Genomic DNA, 16830 nt, shown 5'->3' on the forward strand with positions numbered 1-16830 from the left:
ATAAAGATGGCAAAATAGCAGCAATCAATGAGAAAAGAGCATTAATTCTTATTTAATCTAATAATGGAAAAATTTGCAACTTTTCGGAAGCCTATTCGTATATAAAGTAACTTGGTTTGGCTGTACAACTGTAGGGGGGATATTTATGGAAGGAAAAAGTACAAAGAGAAACACAAAATGGCAACGTCTCATTTTATGGGGATCCGCCGCAGTATTAATCATAATGGCGATGCTGTATTTTGATAGAGAAAAGGTTTTTAAAGAAGAAAAGCCTCCGATGCCGGTGATCACAGTTGGAGATACAGAGGTGCAGGCAATCATGGGTTCTTACCGGTGGAATGACGGACTGGTGGAGAAAGAGATGAAGGATATCTCTAAATCTTTGAAATATCAGGAGGTGCCGGTGAATGAGGAAATGAGGATTGAGTTTCCGGAAGGGGAGGAGCCGATTTATTTTAATAAAGGTTCTCAGGATTATAATGGCAAATTTATTGGCACTACTGATAGTAAAATCAACCATTATATGCCAAATGCTACTGGCCTGTCGACTATTAACATAAAGGCATATTGGAAAGATGGAAAGAGAGCTGATTATATAATTCCTTTAAAAACGAGCGAAGTCAAATTAAAAGAATATTATGCTAGATATTTTGGAACCTATTCTATTCTCATTGTTGATGAGGACACTCAATCTGCCGAACGTGCACAGCTTGATTTGCAAACCGAATTTTCTAATATGCTAATCTTTTATAACAAAGCTGACAAACAATTATTGCCTGAATTAAAAATTGACAATAGTAAAGCCTTCTTACTTTTTGACCACCAAAAGGAGATCGTACGCACAGATGACGTAGTAACTATGAAAAAATATATCAGGGAAAATATTATATTCAAAGAGGTTATAGAAGGAACAGTATCAGAAATAGATCACGATTTGGGATTTGTCACTATAAATGGAAGGCAGCTCATTATTGAGCCTGACCTGCTGGTCAGAACTGGCCAGGAAGTTAGTGTAAAAGCAAGAGACCTCATTTCAAAGTTTTACAGTCCAGTGATTGAAGAATTACAAGTATTGAGGGACAGTGATCAAATACTTAATGACCCAAAGTGGCTTTCCAAGAAACCTGGCAAATGGTCAATCCTTGCCATTGGAGATTCTAAATTTCTTCAACCGCTTAAAACACCACACAAAGAAGACTTGAAATTGGCCGGTTCTATAACAACACAAGAATCTCTCAAATTGAATAATGGAGAACAGCTAACCGGTCCTGCAATTTATATTTTTAATGATAAAGAGCTTATCTTTCAAACTAGCACTTATGATGAGCTTCTTAAATATTTATTTTCAAGAGAGGCGTTAGCATTTGCAATAGAACAGGCAAAGGTGTATAGAAGCGGAAAATAAGGAGCGATAAAATGAAAAAGGAATTTATCTTTAGAAAGCTCCAGCGCACCTAACGAAATAAAATGCAGTCAAAAAAGCAAAACCGCATGCAAACGGTTTAAAGCAGTTTGGTTCTTTTGAGGAATATCCTTCTTTTTTTATTAAGCGGACCGCTTCAACAGGAAACCGGCAAGGCTTATACAATGAAAGGTGAGCAGGTAAGCACATGGAGTATGCCCGCTTCCGAAATCCAACATAAAGTTAGGGAGTTTGAAGGTTTTAAAGGCATTTCCATTTATACACATCCCAAACCGGTTAAATATATTATAAAAACCTCTTTTAATTAGAAGCTGCATCAGCAGCAAGGATGATTGAAGAAGCACAAGCTTAATTAGTGCAGCAAATGATGAGGCACATAAAGAAGTCTACCAAATTGTTGTCCGGGGTAAGGAAAATGAGATTTTAGAAAGTAAGGAATATCCCTGATTAGGGAGTCATGAGTCTCCCTGATGGAGTGTGAAACTAGTCAGAGTGACTTAAAAGGAGAATATGAGTCACTCTGAAGGGGGAAAAGCTGGTTTGAGTGCCTCAAGAGGAGAATATGAGTCACTCTGATGGTGGGGAAAGCCGGTTAGAGTGTCTCAAGAGGAGAATATGAGTCACTCTGATGGTGGGGAAAGCCGGTTAGAGTGTCTCAAGAGGAGAATATGAGTCACTCTGATGGTGGGAAAAGACGGTTAGAGTGTCTCAAGAGGAGAATATGAGTCACTCTGATGGGGGAAAGCTGGTTAGAGTGATTCAAAATAAAGATATGAGTCACTCTTCCGGTCGGATAACCCGTTCAGAGTGCCTCAAGAGGAGAGAAATGAGTCACTCAAACAAAAAAGAAAGTCAAGAAGGCGCCTGAAATAAGGAGGAAGCAATAAATGAAGCTTAGAAAACTCATCCAGAGAAAATTGACTGCTTCGTTTGCTGTCTCAGCAGCGGTCTCCATATTGTTTGCTTTTTTGCTGTCAATGATTCTGAACCTGCCTCTGGACTTGGAACCGCCTTTCTTGGCTGGCTGCTTTTATTTATGCTGTATGCAGGAGCGATTGTCTTTTTTTACGGGAACCTTGTTTCGTTTCTGCTTGAAGTTTTGCAGAAACGGGTAGCTGTCCTGAGGAAAGACTGGCTTTATATCTTTCTCCACGGGCTTTTCGGATTGGCAAACGGGCTGCTTTTTCAGAATACGATTGCAGCATTATATGGTATGGGAGCCGCTCTTTTATACGCATTACTGGACAGGCGGATTTTCAGGGGAGAAGGCAGCTTCTTATTTATAGTACTTCCGCTTTTATGCGCCGGTTTGCTTTGGGGTTATCTTTTACTGATATCAGATCCTCAGCCCCCTTTCTGAGACGGAAGCGCTAGAGTTTGCTTCAATGGGAGAAGGTTCGATGGATGACCGCTTCCCCGAGAGAGAAGGAAAATGGGAAGGAGAGATTAAAGGATATCAGGTGGTAAAAGAAACGTCAGCAGAAAAAATAGGGAAAGAAAAATTCATTATTTCATATAAAGATCATGGGGAAAAGACGGTAAGTTCGGCTCATGGTATATTTCGAATGAAGTTGGCCGCCAATTTTACTGGCAAAGGAGTTGGAACAGAGGAGCGGCAATACTATAAAGAGGAGGGCAGGCCATAATTTTGCAAAGCTTGGACCTCATATAAAAGGAAAGCAAATTTGCTTTCCTTTTTTTAAATGAAAAGAGGGCTGATCTAAAAAGCTTATTGCTGCCGTTCTACACTCCGCTATAAATCTCATCCATCGGCCTGGCCAGCATCATATTCAGTTCCTGGATTGCCTTGAAGATTTGTTCTTCTGCCTGCAGATATGAAGCGGTTTTAGGATTTTGCATCAGACCGGATTCCAGCACCTGCAGTTTCTGGATATCAGCAGGACTCAGATTTTCTCCCCGGATCTGCTTTTCCTGCAGCAAGTGGTGGATGCTGCGGAAATCCTCGATCAGCTGCCTTGCTGCCGGGTCGGCATTGATTTCTGCTGCCAGCTTCCTCAACAGCTGATACTCCCTGCTTCCGCGAATAATGGTTTCCAATGCAGGCCCCTGCTCTAATAAAGCTTTCATTATTTCCCCTCCATTAGCCTAGATCATACAGCGTATGTACAAATGAAAAAAAAAGTTCGAATAACTAAAAATAACTGAATAAATTTCAGAATAGAATGATAATATTAAATAGACTAATTAGTTTATTTAGGGGGAATATCTGTGGGATCAGCTCTTGTTACGTTAAGAAATGAGTCTATTTTTGTAAAGCAAATGGGGGAAGGCGAACCAATCGTTTTTTTGCATGGGGGCCCGGGCGGGGAGCATGGCTTTTTTCTCCCCCATCTTGCCCCCTTGTCTTCACAATTCAAGCTGGTATTTTATGATCAGCGCGGCTGCGGCAAGTCTTCTTTTCGTGAAGAAGCCATTTATACTATGGGGGAAGAAGTTGAAACTTTAGAATCGTTAAGAGAGCATCTCAAAATTGACAAACTGAATCTTGTCGGTGAATCCTGGGGGTCGATGCTTGCCCTGTTATATGCTTCCAAGTATCCGGAAAACGTGAATAGGCTTTTTTTGACCGCCGCTGTCGGTGCCAAAACAGAAGGCTACGTAAATTTTGGCCGCCTGCTGATGGAAAGGCTCTCTGAAGCAGAGCTTGAGCGCTTCCATCAAGTTACAGAGGACTATAAAGAAGGCAAGGCAGCTGCAGCAGATATCTTTCAGATCATCGATCCATATTATTTGTTTGATAGTGCCAATCTTTCCAGGAAAACTCAGACGAAAAGCAATACTATTGTAAATTCACAGATCGGGGAAGATATTCTGCAAAATTACGAATCCAGCATCAATCCAGCTGCTCTGGCTGATATCCCTGTTATGGCAGCACAGGGTGTAAGGGATATACTGACCCCCGATATGCTGGAGGAGCTGCTGCTTTCCCTTATTCCCCATGCAGCAATAGAAGTGATACCTGAATGCGGGCACTGGACTGCGATTGAACAGCCGGCAATATTAATGGAAAAAATAATAGCTTTCTTCAAAGGAGAAAAGTAATGATTGAAATAAGGCGCTTGTCGGATTGCAGTATAAATGAAGCAGTGACGGCTTGGAACAAAGGGTTTGAAGGATATTTCTTTGATGCATCGACAACACCGGAAAAGTTTGTTGCACGGATGGCAGCTGAAGGACTGTCGCCGGATTTGTCTATTGTCGCTTTTGCGGAAGGAAAGCCGATCGGGATTGTAAAAAGCGGCATCCGGGAATTCAGGGGAAGGAAGATTGCCTGGAATGGCGGCACAGGTGTTGCTGCTGCCTGGCGCAGCAAAGGGGTCGGACGCATGCTGATTGATGAATCTATTAAAATATACAAAGAGGAAGGCGTCCAGCTTGCCACGCTTGAGGCAATCAGCGAGAACAGCAAGGCAATTGCCCTTTATGAAAAACTGGGCTACCAGAAAGCTGATAGTCTGGAATATTTGGAGCTGAAAGGCTGCCTGGAGCAAAATCCTGTCAGATTGAATAACCAGCATTCTTATCTGGCAGAGTATGTTTATCCCCAGGAGGCTTCCTCGCTGAGCTTCTACAAAGGAACTGCCCCATGGCAGACTTCCTGGCAGAATGCAAAGGATGGCGAGGCTCTGATTGCATTGGATAACGGAAGTGCAGCTGGCTATGCTGTCTTCCGAAAAGGTTTCACAGCTGAAGGAAGGCATGCTGCAACCACTTTGTTTCAAATTCAAGCTGACCCAGGAAGAAAAGATTGGCAGGAAATCATCACCTTTCTGCTGTCTGAAATTTTTGGGGACTTCAGTGATGAAATTCGAAGAGTCATACCTAACTTTCCTGTTGAGGGCAACAAAGAAACGTATGAACTTTTGTCAGATATAGGATTTACTCCTGCCGTAAAGCAGGTTTATATGATAAAAGAGTTATCATAATGGGGGCCATCAAATGAAGGTATTAATCATTGGCGGTACAAAATTTATGGGGCCGTATGTGATAGAAGAGCTTAATCAAAAAGGCCATAGTGTTGCAGTTTTTAACAGAGGGCAGACTGAAGTATCCATGCCGGAGGATATAATCCGCTTTAAGGGAGATATCAATGATATCACTCATCATAAAGATGAGCTAAGAGGCTTCCGTCCAGATATAGTCCTTGATATGATTCCGTTTACTGAAAAGCATGCTGAGACTGTGAGGGGAATTTTTGAGGGAACAGCAGACCGGCTTGTGGCCATCAGCAGTGCAGATGTGTACCGGAGTTTTGGCCGGCTGCTCGGAACGGAGCCGGGAGAACCGGTTCCTGCACCATCCAAAGAAGATTCTCCATTGAGGGAAAAGCTTTATCCCTATAGAGAAAATGTAAGTGAGGAACACTTTTATTATCATTATGACAAAATTCCCGTAGAAAAAGTCTATATGAAAAGCGAAAAGCTGAAAGGCACGGTCCTGAGGCTTCCAATGGTGTATGGGCCAGGTGACAGACAGCACAGACTTTATCAATATATTAAGAGAATGGCAGATAAGAGGCCGTATATATTATTAGATGAAGTTCACAGCCGGTGGAAGACCTGCAGGGGATATGTTGAGAATGTCGCCCATGCCATTGCAGCGGCTATCGAAAACCCCAAGGCTGCCGGAAAAATTTATAATGTCGCAGAAAATAATTTTTCGGAAAGAGAATGGGTCAGCAGGATTGCAGAAACGGTGGGCTGGCAAGGCTCAGTAGTGGAGGTGGAGGAAGGGCAGCTTCCCTTAGGCATAAATGCCAGGCAGAGTATTGATCTTTCATCCGATAAGATAAGAAATGAACTGGGCTATAAAGAACGCATTTCATTCGGGGAAGGGCTTCAAAAGACAATTGAATGGGAGCTTAACAATTCGCCTGCAGAACCAGCTGCGGAAAATTTTAATTATGATAAAGAAGATGAGATCATCAGGGAATTTGAAAAAAGAATCTAATAATGCAGGGAATGCAGAGGTCCGCACTGTTGAAAAACAGGCTTAGAATTTACTTCAATAACTGAATAGTTCGAATTCAGCACATTAACTGAAAAACCTGCAAAATCTGCCGATATGTCATATGAACGAGCTGACAACAGAGAGAGAGGGAGCTTAATGAGAATGACAATCGGGAGAAAGCTGTTTGCGGGGTTTTCTGGCGTGCTTATACTGCTGGCAGCGATGTCGGTGATCAGTATTACGCAAATTAAATCAATCGACAGCCAATATTCAGAGCTGATAGATGACCGGGCTGCAAAGCTAGTGAAAATCAAAGAGCTTAACATTAATATTGCAGAACAGCAGAGCAATCAGGGCAGCTACCTGGCACTTGGCGAAGAGAAGTATTTGAAGCAGTTTGAGGAAGGTCACTCTGCCTATTTAAAATTAAGCAAGGAGCTTCAATCCACAATCAAACGGGAAAAATCGAAGGAATTATTTAAGGACCTAAATAAACTTGAACTGCAATATTATCTTTTTTCCCAGTCTGTTTTTCAACTAAAGCAGCAGGGAGAAACGGAACAGCTGGAGATACTTGTATCCAAACAGCAGATCGTGGAGAATTTTAACAAAAAAGTTAAAGAGCTGTCCCTATACCAGGAAGAACTGATGGCAGATGGGCAGTCTGCTGTGTCTAAGGATTCCGCAGGGATTATGCTTGCCGTCTCCTTAATCGGATTTGCGGCCATCCTTATAGGCATCCTGGCCGCTATCCTGACAGGAAGAACCATTACCAGGCCTGTTAAGCTTCTTGCGGCTGAAGCAAAGGAAATTGCAGGCGGAAACCTGGCAGTCCGGAAGCTGAACGTCCGGAACAAAGATGAAATCGGCCTATTGGCAGATTCTTTTAATCTGATGGCACATAATTTGAGGAAAGTTATCCAAGATACTGCTGAAAATGCCGAACAGGTGGCAGCTTCGGCCGAACAGCTGACAGCAGGGGCAGAGCAGTCAGGGGCTGCAGGAAGACAGATTGCCGCTGCCATGAATAACGTGGCGTCAGGTTCTGATAAACAGGTGCAATCGGTAGAGCAGGCTTCTATTACAGTAGGGCGCATGTCTGCCGGTGTAAAGCAAATCGCAGATAATGCGGCTGCTGTTTCCGAGACTGCCGCTGGTGCAGTCAGCCTGTCAGCAGAGGGCGGCAAGGCGATCGGTTCTGCAATCGAACAAATGAGTTCTATTCATGAAACCTTTGCAGGGCTGGAAGAGGTTATTAAAAAGCTTGGACAGCGGTCACATGATATTACGCATATTATAGAGGCTATTACCGGGATAGCGGATCAGACCAATTTGCTTGCATTGAATGCAGCAATTGAAGCAGCGCGGGCTGGTGAGGCCGGAAAAGGATTTGCAGTAGTCGCCGACGAAGTCAGGAAGCTTGCCGAGCAGTCAGCAGATTCTGCGCAGCAAATATCCGGTATTATTGCCGCCATTCAGCGGGATACCGGAAAAGCCATTTCTTCGATGGCCGATGCAGGCAAGGAAGTCGAAAGGGGAATATCTGCAGTTGAGGAAGCAGGCGGGAGTTTTAAAGAGATTGGGGACTCTGTATCAGGGGTCACAGCACAGATCGAAGAGGTTTCAGCCGCCGTGCAGCAGCTTGCAGCAGGAGCCGAACATATTGTACGGGCGATCGATGATATAGCTGCTGCAGCCGAGGAGTCGGCTTCGAGCACCCAGGAGGTTTCTGCTTCAACCGAAGAACAGCTTGCATCCATGGATGAAATGTCAGAATCAGCTGCATCGCTCGCGAAAATGGCAGAAGAGCTTAATGAATCAGTAAGCAGGTTCAGATTGAATTAGTAAAGCAATTGGCATCGCGTCAGCGGTGCTTTTTTTCTTAACATCCTTTAATCGTGATGGAAATAGGTTCGGCGGCAGGAGTAATGGGCAGGTCATCGGATGAAGGGTCGAAAATAAAGGGGCTCGGGTTGTCATTATTAAAAAGGATCTGTTCAATGGCACCAGCTGCATAATCGATTGATTGAAAACTCAAGGTCCGCTGATTGAATACAGACTCAACAGGCACGGAAACCATCAGAGAATAACAGTAGCTTTCTTTTAGAAAACTGACCTCCATACGCAAATTCCGCTCCGTAAAGATATGGGTTATGTCACAATCCCTGTAATACATAAGATTCAGAAGCATATTCCGGATTTCTTTTTTTGTGGTCATCCTAATTCCTCCTATCCAGCAAGATGGGATGGGACTAAGAAAAGTCTGAAGGATCCCCTATTGAATTCTTACTCTAATACTAACAGGTAATTCCGCCACAATCGATAAGCATTTATGTCTATTTATGGCAGTGCTTGGCGGTATTTGGCAGATGTAGCTGAAACGCTACGGTATCTGGAGAAAAATGCAGGGGAATTGTGTGGAGAAGCTGGCTGACCGGTCAAGTCCAGGAAAATATTTTTTTACCGAAAAAAAGATGGTCCCATTGGGTGGGCCCATCTGCCGTCAATTAACAGCTGCATGAATGTGTATGGCAGAAAATCGTGCCGCAGCGTGTACAAATATCAGATTCAGAGGCTATTACCTTCTGACCGCATTCTCCGCATGCTGCTATTGGAGACACATGGATGCCATTATTAAAAAATATGTCCGCCTCAAGAGATTGAACCTGGTTTTTTTGTTCCACAGGAGAAAGGCATTGAAAATCAACATAATAATCTTCTGTTATAAGATTTTTCATTTTCTTGCTCCCCATATAAATTCCCTTGGCCAATCTGACGAGACTATAATTTCCGCCGCTACCTTTCATAATATATAATTCTCCCGGTTTCACTGAACCACTCCTTTATATACTACTTTCTGCAAAAAGGGGCGAATCCCTTTTTAAACAGAATTAATAGTGTTGTAATATATCAATATAATAATTAGAATAAAAGGTAAATGATGGTTTGAAATTGAACTGCTGGGAACGGGCCTGGCAGTTTTATTTTTTTTGAAATTATGAAGTGTTTATAAAGTTTTCTTAGATACATGTATCATTTTTTATAATGGACTGGAAGGGGAGGGACATATGGCAAAGCAAGCAAGACTGCTGCTCGTGGAGGATGATGGGCAGATTGCCAAAATCATTAGTGATTATTTACGGAAGGATGGTTTCAGTGTGGCATGGGCATCTACCGGAAAAGAGGGGCTGGAGGAATTTGCTGCAGAGGCCTTTGATCTTGTGCTTGTCGATCTAATGCTTCCTGAGCTGGACGGTTTCACGCTGCTGCGGACCATCCGGAAGACGCATGAAATTCCAATGCTGATCATCAGTGCAAGGTCAGAAGATGAAAGCAAGGTGAAAGGCTTTAACCTGGGAGCGGATGATTATATCACAAAGCCGTTCAGCCTTGAAGAGCTGAGTGCCAGAATTACCTCCCATTTACGCAGGTACAGAAGATATCAGGGAGTAAATGATACCAGCAAGGTGAATGTCTATCATAATGGCCTTTCAATCGACTTTTCTCAAAAAGCGGTTCACTTGGACGGTCAATTGCTGAATCTGACTGCAAAGGAATATGAGCTGCTGCATCTCCTGGCTAAAAATCCTTTTGAAACTTTTTCGAAAGAAGCTCTGCTTGAAATGATCTGGAAACAGGAGGATATTTCTGCAAGCAATACGGTAACCGTGCATATCAAAAGCCTGCGCAGCAAGCTGAAGGATACTTCCAGGTCAGCTGTTTTTATACAGACGGTTTGGGGTTCCGGCTACCGTTTCATTGGAGAAGATAAGGATGAAAATTAAAACCTGGCTCAGAATCAGTTATCTCGCCGTGATGCTGCTTCCTCTGCTGTTTCTTTTTCTGCTGTACTCGAGCATATCTGAGTGGGACAAACAAAGAGATATTACTGAATACATGGAAGTGCAGCAAACAATGCAGGAGCTCAGCCCCAAACTGGATAACAATGATCTTTATCAGATCCAGCCGGCCAGCCGGTACGAACAGATCAAACAGCTATCCAGCGATAAGCTCAAAATTTCTCTTTACCGCCCGGATGGAGTCTCTCTTTTTTCCTCCCTTGAAGACCTGTCAGTGAACAGGCTCCAGCAGAGGAGGCCGGAAGATCTGTATAAAGGGCTCCATGAAATGGAAAAAAACATGAGATCTTATGTGGTGAAAAAACCGGTATTTGCGGATGGCAACTTGATAGGGATTTATGAGGTCACCTTTGCCCGGCAGACCTGGATGAAAGGCGTTGAAAACCGCACCCTCCTTTATGGGGCATCATTAGCCGTCTTCCTGCTGGCAGTGTATGCGGCAGCAGCGCTCGTGATAAACCGAAAGCTGAATCGGCCCCTGCAGCGGCTTGAAAACCAGATGGAGCGTTTTGCCGGCGGAATGCCAATAGAAAAAGAACAGACTGCAGGAGATGAAATTGGTGCACTTTACGAAGGCTTTTATCAGATGAAAACTCAGCTGGAGAAGTCCCAGGAGGAAATCGTACAGCAGCAGAAGGAAAAGGAATTTATTTTAGCAGCATTGTCACATGATATGAAAACGCCGCTCACTGTTATCCAGGCTTATGCAGAAGCATTGACTGGCAGCCGGCCATTAAGTGCAGAGGAAAGCAGTGAATATAAAGAAATACTGCTGGAGAAGCTCGGCTACATGAAGCAGCTGATCGATGATCTCGCCCTTTATGCATCCCTGCAGACCGGCCAGAAAAAAATTGAACTGGCAGAGGTGGAAGGTGAAGAGTTTTTTGAATATCTATTGGCCGGATATGAAGAGCCCTGCCTAAAAAAAGGAATCAGTCTGCAAGTGGAAACAAAGGTCAGCGGGATATACAGCCTGAATGCAAGCCAAATGCTTAGGATAGCTGATAATCTAATGGCAAACGCCATCCGGCATACCGGTGAAGGCAGCACCATCCTGGCAGCTGCTGTCTCTGCAAATGAATCACTGCCTGAAGCTGTTTACTCTCCATTTAGAAATGAACTGGAAAAGTGGAGAAAAGGTGGAGCAGTACTTCTGGTACAAAATGAAGGAAGCTATATCCCGGAACAGCTGCAGAAGACTATCTTTCTCCCATTTGTCCAGGGTGAAGATTCAAGGGCTCGTGGAGGGAGCTCCGGTATCGGGCTGAGCATCAGCAAAATGCTGATGGAGCAGCATGAAGGAAAAATCAGTGTATGGTCCAGTGAAGGTGATGGAACCCTTTTTGCCTGCTGGATTAGAGAAAGGAAGGAAACCAAGAATGAGATTTAAAAAGATGATAACAGCAGCAGGTGCAGCGGTCATGATTCTATCAGGCTGCAGCGGAAGCATCAATGTTTCTTCAGATGAGATCGTTTCCAATGTACTGGAGTCCGGAAAAGAACCTGCAGCTTATTTTGGAAAAGGATCTTACAAGATTTATAGTGATGGTGAACTCACCGAGGATGCGTCTTTTGAAGAATATGCAGACAAAGACGGAAAAAGGAAAATCATCATGGAGAACAGCGGAGAAAATGGAATGCGGTTCATTGCCATCAATGACGGCAAACAGCTCATCAGCTATGAGGAAGGAAGCAATACGGCACAATCAATAGATATCAGTGGAGCTGAGCTTCCAGCTGCTATGACGCAAAAAGAGCAGATCACCGGTATGCTTGAAAATCTCAGCGGCACGCATTCATATGAAGTGGCCGGTGAAGAAGAGATGATCGGAAGGGATGTTTATCATTTGAAAATAAATGCCAAGTCAAAGGAAAACCTGCTTGGCGATATGGAATTCTGGGTTGACAAAAAAACATGGTTTCCGATAAAGTCAGTTTCCAATTCAGGGGATAACCGATCAGAAGTAATCTATGAAAGTGTTGATTTTTCCCCGGATTTTGCAGCTGATGAATTTAAGGCAAATCTGCCAGAAGATGTTGAGATCGTATCGATCGATTCCAGTATGGAAGCAACTGAGGGCACTGCAGAGCAGGCTGCAGAAAAGCTGGGCAGGCCAATCCTGATCCTGGAAGAAAGCTTAGAGAGAATTGAATGGACAGAGCTTGGCGGAGAATTGGCACGGACCGAGGTGACTGCCTATTATTCCAAAGACGATATACCGAGCTACAGCATTTCAACATTCCCGGTTCCTGAAGGAGAGGATATGGATCTTGGCGGAGAGGGAGTCACTGTAAGGAATACAGCTGGTTCTTTTGAGAAAGAACTCCGCATGATCAGCTGGGATGAAGAGGGACTCCGCTATGTGCTGATGATTGAACATCCTGATTTGAGCAAAGAGGAAGTCATTAAGGAACTTGAAGACATGGAGCCTGTCAGCTAAAGGAGGAGAATCATGCTGCCTAGTATAACTGAAATGATGTTCCCGATATTTTGGGGATTTGCCATTGCCGGAATCGGTCTGCTGATCGGGATTAATCACCGAAAATGGGCAGCTGCCGCTGAAATCCTGCTGGCTGCTGCTTCTATCGGCTGGATGATTTATAAAAATGGATTTCTGGATAGCCTTCTGCTGATTTCCCTTCTTTCCACTGCCTATTTCTCCCTTTTTCTGGCTGGAACCGGCTATAGAAAGTACAGGGAGCTGACAGAGGAGCTGGGCCGGATTGAAGCTGAAGAATGGATGGTCAGCCGGAATGCAGCAAGAATCTGGACTGATATTCTGATCAGCCTGGCCGTCTTTCTGGGTGCCATTTTGTTTTTGATATTTGGTCCTGAGGCCAGTCCGCTTAAGGTATTTCTCCTTTTCGGCCTAATAGCTGCCGGGGCAGAACTGGGAAAACGTGTAATAGTCTTTGTTACTTTAAGAATCTATTTTTCAGAAGAAAACAATATGCTGTTCATTGTTTCCAGGCTCGATTGCAGAGAGCTGCCTCTGTATGCTTTGAAAGAATACAGGGAAGAAGGAGCGGCAGATATTCTGAGGCTTCACCCCCTGCTGACTCTATTTACTTCAAACAGCGATTTTACAACTAGTCTGGGGCAAGTTCAGCGTTTAGGGTCTGCAAATGAAACGATCTACCTCAATATAGCCGATACAGACAGGCTGAAAGAAATGATCAGCTGCTATCCGGAATGTCAAACAGGAAAAGAAGCTGCAGCTGTTCTTCCTCTTTACCACTGGAAAAATTTGAAGCGGCTGGCGGGAAAGCTTTACTATGCGGTCACAGTCAAAGGAATCTCAGCATACACATCGATCATTCTTATCCTCTATTTCCTGGAGGCGAATTCCTGGGCCATTGCAGCCTCAGCTTTCCTGTATTGGCTCATCAATTTATACCTGTCTGATAGAGTTTTGAAAATAGCGATGGATGCAAAGGAAATTCAAAATGCAGAAATCAGGCAGATGGCTGAGAGGATTTTTGCAAAGGCGGGGATTCCGGGAGTAAAGGTATATGAAACTGATTCTCCGCAATATAATGGCCTTGCCACTGGCATGAATATTGGACGCGGGATGGTAACAATAACAACAGCCACATTATCTTTGCCCCCATCAAGCATAGAAAGCATTCTTGCCCATGAAGCCATACATGTTAAGAAGCGGGATGTACTCTGGTCGCAAATCTGGAGGATTGCCTATTTTTTGATGCTGGCATTATGTGCATGGCTTCTTTTAGACAGGGTTCCTGATATTACTGAATATCCTGTTCCGGTTTTTATTGGCGTCTGGCTCCTCATGATGTTTCTGCCTATCTATCAATCTTTTATTTCCCAGTGGATGGAAGTAAGAGCAGACCAGCTCGGGGCACAGCTTCTTGAGGGAGGCTATAGCCAAATGGCTGGCGGCCTTGCTGATCTGGCAGAAAGGCAGGATCATGAAGTCAATCAGTCAGCCGAATACCGTGCAGCAAAAGATGAAAAAAGGAGAGTCATCTCCTCGCTTGAACGCGACAAGCTTATATGGCGCCTCATTGAATTTCAGTTCATGCCCCATCCGCCTATGTATTGGCGTGTGCAAACCTTGAAAAACAGCTCTTCCCCTAAAGGGATGATCAAGAGATGGGCCGCAGACAGGATGAGGGAGTCTTTTTCAAGATAAGGTATGAATGACCTGTGCTTTCTTTAGGGAGAGAACAGGTCATTTTTTTTCCTTGCTTTAAACAGCTGCCCGGACAATATATCTGGAATGAGTAATGGCCAATCCTCTGGAAGCTGCATACTGATTGAAAATCCTGGTGATTTCAGAGCCGTATTTTTCCTTAACGAATGCTGTTATAGATGGCAGCTGTCCGAAACAGGCCAGTTTGATGACGTCCTGCGGTGACTTGAGATATTCAATACTGGTCACCTCTTCAATTGTCGCTTTCGTAAAATTGGAATTCTCTGCACGATTCTCCAGTCCTTTTAGAATGGGAGTACCCGTTTTTTCTTCAAATAGAACCGGAAACAACCCAGGCAATTCCCGGCCCTGACTGTCGCCCGGATGAAGGCCCAGGATATGCCCGCCGTCTTTCACCGCTCTCTTTAAAAGAGGGTAAGCAGAAGTGGGGCCTTTTCTAATATAGGCAAAATCAAACTCCTTATTGGCAAATGGCAGGCCGCTTTTTGTATTTGCATTGATAAAAGATACATTAGGCTTCCGCTGTCGATGCCCTTCCATGATGAACGCCTCTGATCCATCAACCCCCACAATTTCCTTGGCAAATGAGGCAAAGTGCATGGTAAAACGGCCTTCCCCGCACCCCACGTCAAGAACTTTCTGATTGACCGACAATTCTTCAGCCTCGCTGTCAAATATAGATTCTCCATTCGGCTCATTAATGAATGAATCCCAAGGATACAGATATTTTCCTTCCAATTTGCCGAGCTGTTCATACCATTCGATTGAATGTGGTGCCAGCCAGCCCTGAATAGAAGTGAGTTTTGTCAATTTGTTTCCTCCTTTCTGTCAGTCACTAAGTATGTTTTCTGCAGGTTGTGGTGGTTTTCCTGTTTTATGGAAAAATAGGTAAGTATACAGTTGAATTATTCAGTTTGACTGTATAAAATAAAACTATACAGTTGAACTGATTAAAGAGGAGGGCAATATGAAAAGAGATAAGCATCTCCCGCTTACAGAAACGGTTTATTATATTTTATTATCATTGCTCGAACCGGCACACGGCTACATTATCCTTCAGAAGGTAGAAGAGCTGAGCGGCGGGGAAGTCAGGATGGCTGCAGGTACATTGTATGGAGCATTGGAAAATCTGCAGAAGCTGAAATTCATTCAGCCTGTTAAAAGCGATGACAGCAGGCGGAAGGTATTCGTCATCAGCGAAAAAGGAAAGGAAATGCTGCTCCTGGATTATCAAAGAATGCAGCACATGACCAGGATCACGGAGGAAGCGTTAAAAGAATAGGAGGAGAACAGAATGAGGAAGTTCAAATGGTTCTTTGATTTTGATAAAGAAGCGCTTTGGCTTAATAAGATGGCAGGCAAAGGATTTCTGCTTGAGTCCAAGACATTTGGATACCGGTTCCGCAAAGCAAAACCAGTAAGAGCTAATTATAAAATAGATTTCAGGCAATTTTCCTCGCAGGGCGACTTCGATGATTACCTGATGCTCTTTAGGGACAGCGGATGGGAACATATATCTGGAACTAAAACCTCAGGATCGCAGTACTTTATACAAGCTTCATCTGAAGCTGAAGCAGATATCTTCTCAGATGCCGATTCAAAAGCTGGGCGGTACAAGCGCATGTCAAAGATGTATCTCACTTTGTTTTGGACTTTCCTGCCTATCCTGACCGCTCTGATCGTTACAGACGCGATAGAACCGATGGCTTTGCTGAATATCAAAGAGCTTTATTTTACACCGGGATTATGGGAAAAAGAAGGCGCCCGCTTCTGGTCAGCGTTTCTATTCGAGACCCCCTTCGCACTGATGAGAGGAGCCTCCTGGCTGGTTCTTCCGGCCATGCTCATCTTATATCTCGTATTCAGTGCAAAAGCGGAGCGCCTGTACCGGGAAACGAAGGATTCGGGAACCTTGAAGTATTAAGGAGAAGCGTTGTCCAAGTCATTATGGAAGTGCTGAGACCGCTTGCGGAAGGCAGGGTAGCGAGGGCGGAAGGAGGAAATGTAAGGGGAATTTTATAAGAAAGAGGGATAGTGATTACAAGCGGAGGGGCTGGAACCACTATTTGATGTAAATGGGAAAATAGTGGTCCCAGCCGGAGTAGCTGGAACCACTATTTGCTGTAAATAGAAAAATAATGGTCCTAGCCGGAGTAGCTGGAACCGCTATATGATGTAAATAGAAAAATAATGGTCCTAGCCGGAGTAGCTGGAACCGCTATTTGCTGTAAATAGAAAAATAATGGTCCTAGCCGAAGAAGCTGGAACCACTATTTGCTGTAAATGGGAAAATAGTGGTCCCAGCCGGAGTAGCTGGAACCGCTATTTGCTGTAAATAGAAAAATAGTGGTCCTAGCCGGAGTAGCTGGAACCACTATTTGCTGTAAATAGAAAAATA

At 44.0% G+C, this 16830-nt stretch carries 15 protein-coding genes; 12 read left to right on the forward strand and 3 right to left on the reverse strand.

The window, feature by feature from the left end; genetic code table 11:
• Nucleotides 1-145 precede the first annotated feature (145 nt).
• Nucleotides 146-1405 carry a hypothetical protein gene (locus tag ABU165_RS13705; RefSeq protein WP_318060334.1) on the forward strand — a complete coding sequence of 420 codons (1260 nt, stop codon included), beginning with the start codon at nucleotides 146-148 and terminating at the stop codon, nucleotides 1403-1405.
• A 1418-nt stretch (nucleotides 1406-2823) separates the two neighbouring features.
• Nucleotides 2824-3069 carry a hypothetical protein gene (locus ABU165_RS13710; protein ID WP_318060332.1) on the forward strand — a complete coding sequence of 82 codons (246 nt, stop codon included), beginning with the start codon at nucleotides 2824-2826 and terminating at the stop codon, nucleotides 3067-3069.
• Nucleotides 3070-3166: 97 nt separating this feature from the next.
• On the opposite strand, the gene ABU165_RS13715 is transcribed toward ABU165_RS13710, so the two are convergent.
• Complete coding sequence (locus ABU165_RS13715; RefSeq protein WP_009793305.1) at nucleotides 3167-3511, reverse strand: YlbF/YmcA family competence regulator; 345 nt, start codon at nucleotides 3509-3511, stop codon at nucleotides 3167-3169.
• A gap of 141 nt (nucleotides 3512-3652) precedes the next feature.
• Between ABU165_RS13715 and ABU165_RS13720 the strand changes: the two genes are divergently transcribed.
• From ABU165_RS13720 to ABU165_RS13735, 4 genes are all read left to right on the forward strand, one after another.
• Nucleotides 3653-4486, forward strand: a complete 834-nt coding sequence (locus ABU165_RS13720; protein WP_318060331.1) for an alpha/beta fold hydrolase — start codon at nucleotides 3653-3655, stop codon at nucleotides 4484-4486.
• Nucleotides 4486-5370, forward strand: a complete 885-nt coding sequence (locus ABU165_RS13725) for a GNAT family N-acetyltransferase (protein ID WP_318060330.1) — start codon at nucleotides 4486-4488, stop codon at nucleotides 5368-5370. The genes ABU165_RS13720 and ABU165_RS13725 overlap by 1 nt, the downstream gene beginning before the upstream one ends.
• A 13-nt stretch (nucleotides 5371-5383) precedes the next feature.
• Nucleotides 5384-6394 carry an SDR family oxidoreductase gene (locus ABU165_RS13730; protein ID WP_318060329.1) on the forward strand — a complete coding sequence of 337 codons (1011 nt, stop codon included), beginning with the start codon at nucleotides 5384-5386 and terminating at the stop codon, nucleotides 6392-6394.
• A gap of 156 nt (nucleotides 6395-6550) precedes the next feature.
• Entirely contained in the window at nucleotides 6551-8239 is a 1689-nt protein-coding gene (locus ABU165_RS13735) for a methyl-accepting chemotaxis protein (RefSeq protein WP_129612630.1), read from the forward strand.
• A 37-nt stretch (nucleotides 8240-8276) separates the two neighbouring features.
• Here ABU165_RS13735 and ABU165_RS13740 read toward each other — a convergent pair whose 3' ends face one another.
• A complete protein-coding gene (locus tag ABU165_RS13740; RefSeq protein WP_009793310.1) occupies nucleotides 8277-8612 on the reverse strand; it encodes a hypothetical protein in 336 nt (111 codons plus the stop codon).
• Between the two features lie 850 nt (nucleotides 8613-9462).
• Between ABU165_RS13740 and ABU165_RS13745 the strand changes: the two genes are divergently transcribed.
• The 4 genes from ABU165_RS13745 to ABU165_RS13760 are packed head-to-tail and all read left to right on the forward strand — an operon-like array spanning nucleotide 9463 to nucleotide 14411.
• On the forward strand, nucleotides 9463-10179 hold the full coding sequence (locus tag ABU165_RS13745) for a response regulator transcription factor (RefSeq protein ID WP_129612633.1): 717 nt from the start codon (nucleotides 9463-9465) through the stop codon (nucleotides 10177-10179).
• A complete protein-coding gene (locus tag ABU165_RS13750; protein WP_129612634.1) occupies nucleotides 10169-11644 on the forward strand; it encodes a HAMP domain-containing sensor histidine kinase in 1476 nt (491 codons plus the stop codon). Before ABU165_RS13745 ends, ABU165_RS13750 begins: the two co-directional genes overlap by 11 nt.
• Entirely contained in the window at nucleotides 11634-12695 is a 1062-nt protein-coding gene (locus tag ABU165_RS13755; protein WP_009793314.1) for a LolA family protein, read from the forward strand. The genes ABU165_RS13750 and ABU165_RS13755 overlap by 11 nt, the downstream gene beginning before the upstream one ends.
• A 12-nt stretch (nucleotides 12696-12707) precedes the next feature.
• Nucleotides 12708-14411 (forward strand): M56 family metallopeptidase, encoded by a 1704-nt coding sequence (locus tag ABU165_RS13760; RefSeq protein WP_129612635.1) that lies wholly within the window; start codon nucleotides 12708-12710, stop codon nucleotides 14409-14411.
• Between the two features lie 57 nt (nucleotides 14412-14468).
• Here the strand turns inward: ABU165_RS13760 and ABU165_RS13765 are convergent, their stop codons facing one another.
• Entirely contained in the window at nucleotides 14469-15242 is a 774-nt protein-coding gene (locus ABU165_RS13765) for a class I SAM-dependent methyltransferase (RefSeq protein ID WP_318060327.1), read from the reverse strand.
• Nucleotides 15243-15399: 157 nt separating this feature from the next.
• Between ABU165_RS13765 and ABU165_RS13770 the strand changes: the two genes are divergently transcribed.
• Nucleotides 15400-15714: a PadR family transcriptional regulator gene (locus ABU165_RS13770; protein ID WP_022543992.1), complete on the forward strand. Its 315-nt coding sequence runs from the start codon at nucleotides 15400-15402 to the stop codon at nucleotides 15712-15714.
• Nucleotides 15715-15726: 12 nt separating this feature from the next.
• The gene (locus ABU165_RS13775; protein WP_009793318.1) at nucleotides 15727-16356 is read left to right on the forward strand and encodes a DUF2812 domain-containing protein; all 630 of its coding nucleotides are present in this window, start codon (nucleotides 15727-15729) and stop codon (nucleotides 16354-16356) included.
• Nucleotides 16357-16830: the final 474 nt, after the last annotated feature.

This window comes from Cytobacillus sp. T106, assembly GCF_040492155.1.
Classification (GTDB): domain Bacteria; phylum Bacillota; class Bacilli; order Bacillales; family Cytobacillaceae; genus Bacillus_AB; species Bacillus_AB infantis.

What these genes read in the sequence shown, in the direction of transcription:
- ABU165_RS13705 (WP_318060334.1), top strand. Translation starts at nt 146, where the DNA reads ATGGAAGGAAAAAGTACAAAGAGAAACACAAAATGGCAACGTCTCATT.
- ABU165_RS13710 (WP_318060332.1), top strand. Translation starts at nt 2,824, where the DNA reads ATGGATGACCGCTTCCCCGAGAGAGAAGGAAAATGGGAAGGAGAGATT.
- ABU165_RS13715 (WP_009793305.1), bottom strand. Translation starts at nt 3,511, where the DNA reads ATGAAAGCTTTATTAGAGCAGGGGCCTGCATTGGAAACCATTATTCGC.
- ABU165_RS13725 (WP_318060330.1), top strand. Translation starts at nt 4,486, where the DNA reads ATGATTGAAATAAGGCGCTTGTCGGATTGCAGTATAAATGAAGCAGTG.
- ABU165_RS13730 (WP_318060329.1), top strand. Translation starts at nt 5,384, where the DNA reads ATGAAGGTATTAATCATTGGCGGTACAAAATTTATGGGGCCGTATGTG.
- ABU165_RS13735 (WP_129612630.1), top strand. Translation starts at nt 6,551, where the DNA reads ATGAGAATGACAATCGGGAGAAAGCTGTTTGCGGGGTTTTCTGGCGTG.
- ABU165_RS13740 (WP_009793310.1), bottom strand. Translation starts at nt 8,612, where the DNA reads ATGACCACAAAAAAAGAAATCCGGAATATGCTTCTGAATCTTATGTAT.
- ABU165_RS13745 (WP_129612633.1), top strand. Translation starts at nt 9,463, where the DNA reads ATGGCAAAGCAAGCAAGACTGCTGCTCGTGGAGGATGATGGGCAGATT.
- ABU165_RS13750 (WP_129612634.1), top strand. Translation starts at nt 10,169, where the DNA reads ATGAAAATTAAAACCTGGCTCAGAATCAGTTATCTCGCCGTGATGCTG.
- ABU165_RS13755 (WP_009793314.1), top strand. Translation starts at nt 11,634, where the DNA reads ATGAGATTTAAAAAGATGATAACAGCAGCAGGTGCAGCGGTCATGATT.
- ABU165_RS13760 (WP_129612635.1), top strand. Translation starts at nt 12,708, where the DNA reads ATGCTGCCTAGTATAACTGAAATGATGTTCCCGATATTTTGGGGATTT.
- ABU165_RS13770 (WP_022543992.1), top strand. Translation starts at nt 15,400, where the DNA reads ATGAAAAGAGATAAGCATCTCCCGCTTACAGAAACGGTTTATTATATT.
- ABU165_RS13775 (WP_009793318.1), top strand. Translation starts at nt 15,727, where the DNA reads ATGAGGAAGTTCAAATGGTTCTTTGATTTTGATAAAGAAGCGCTTTGG.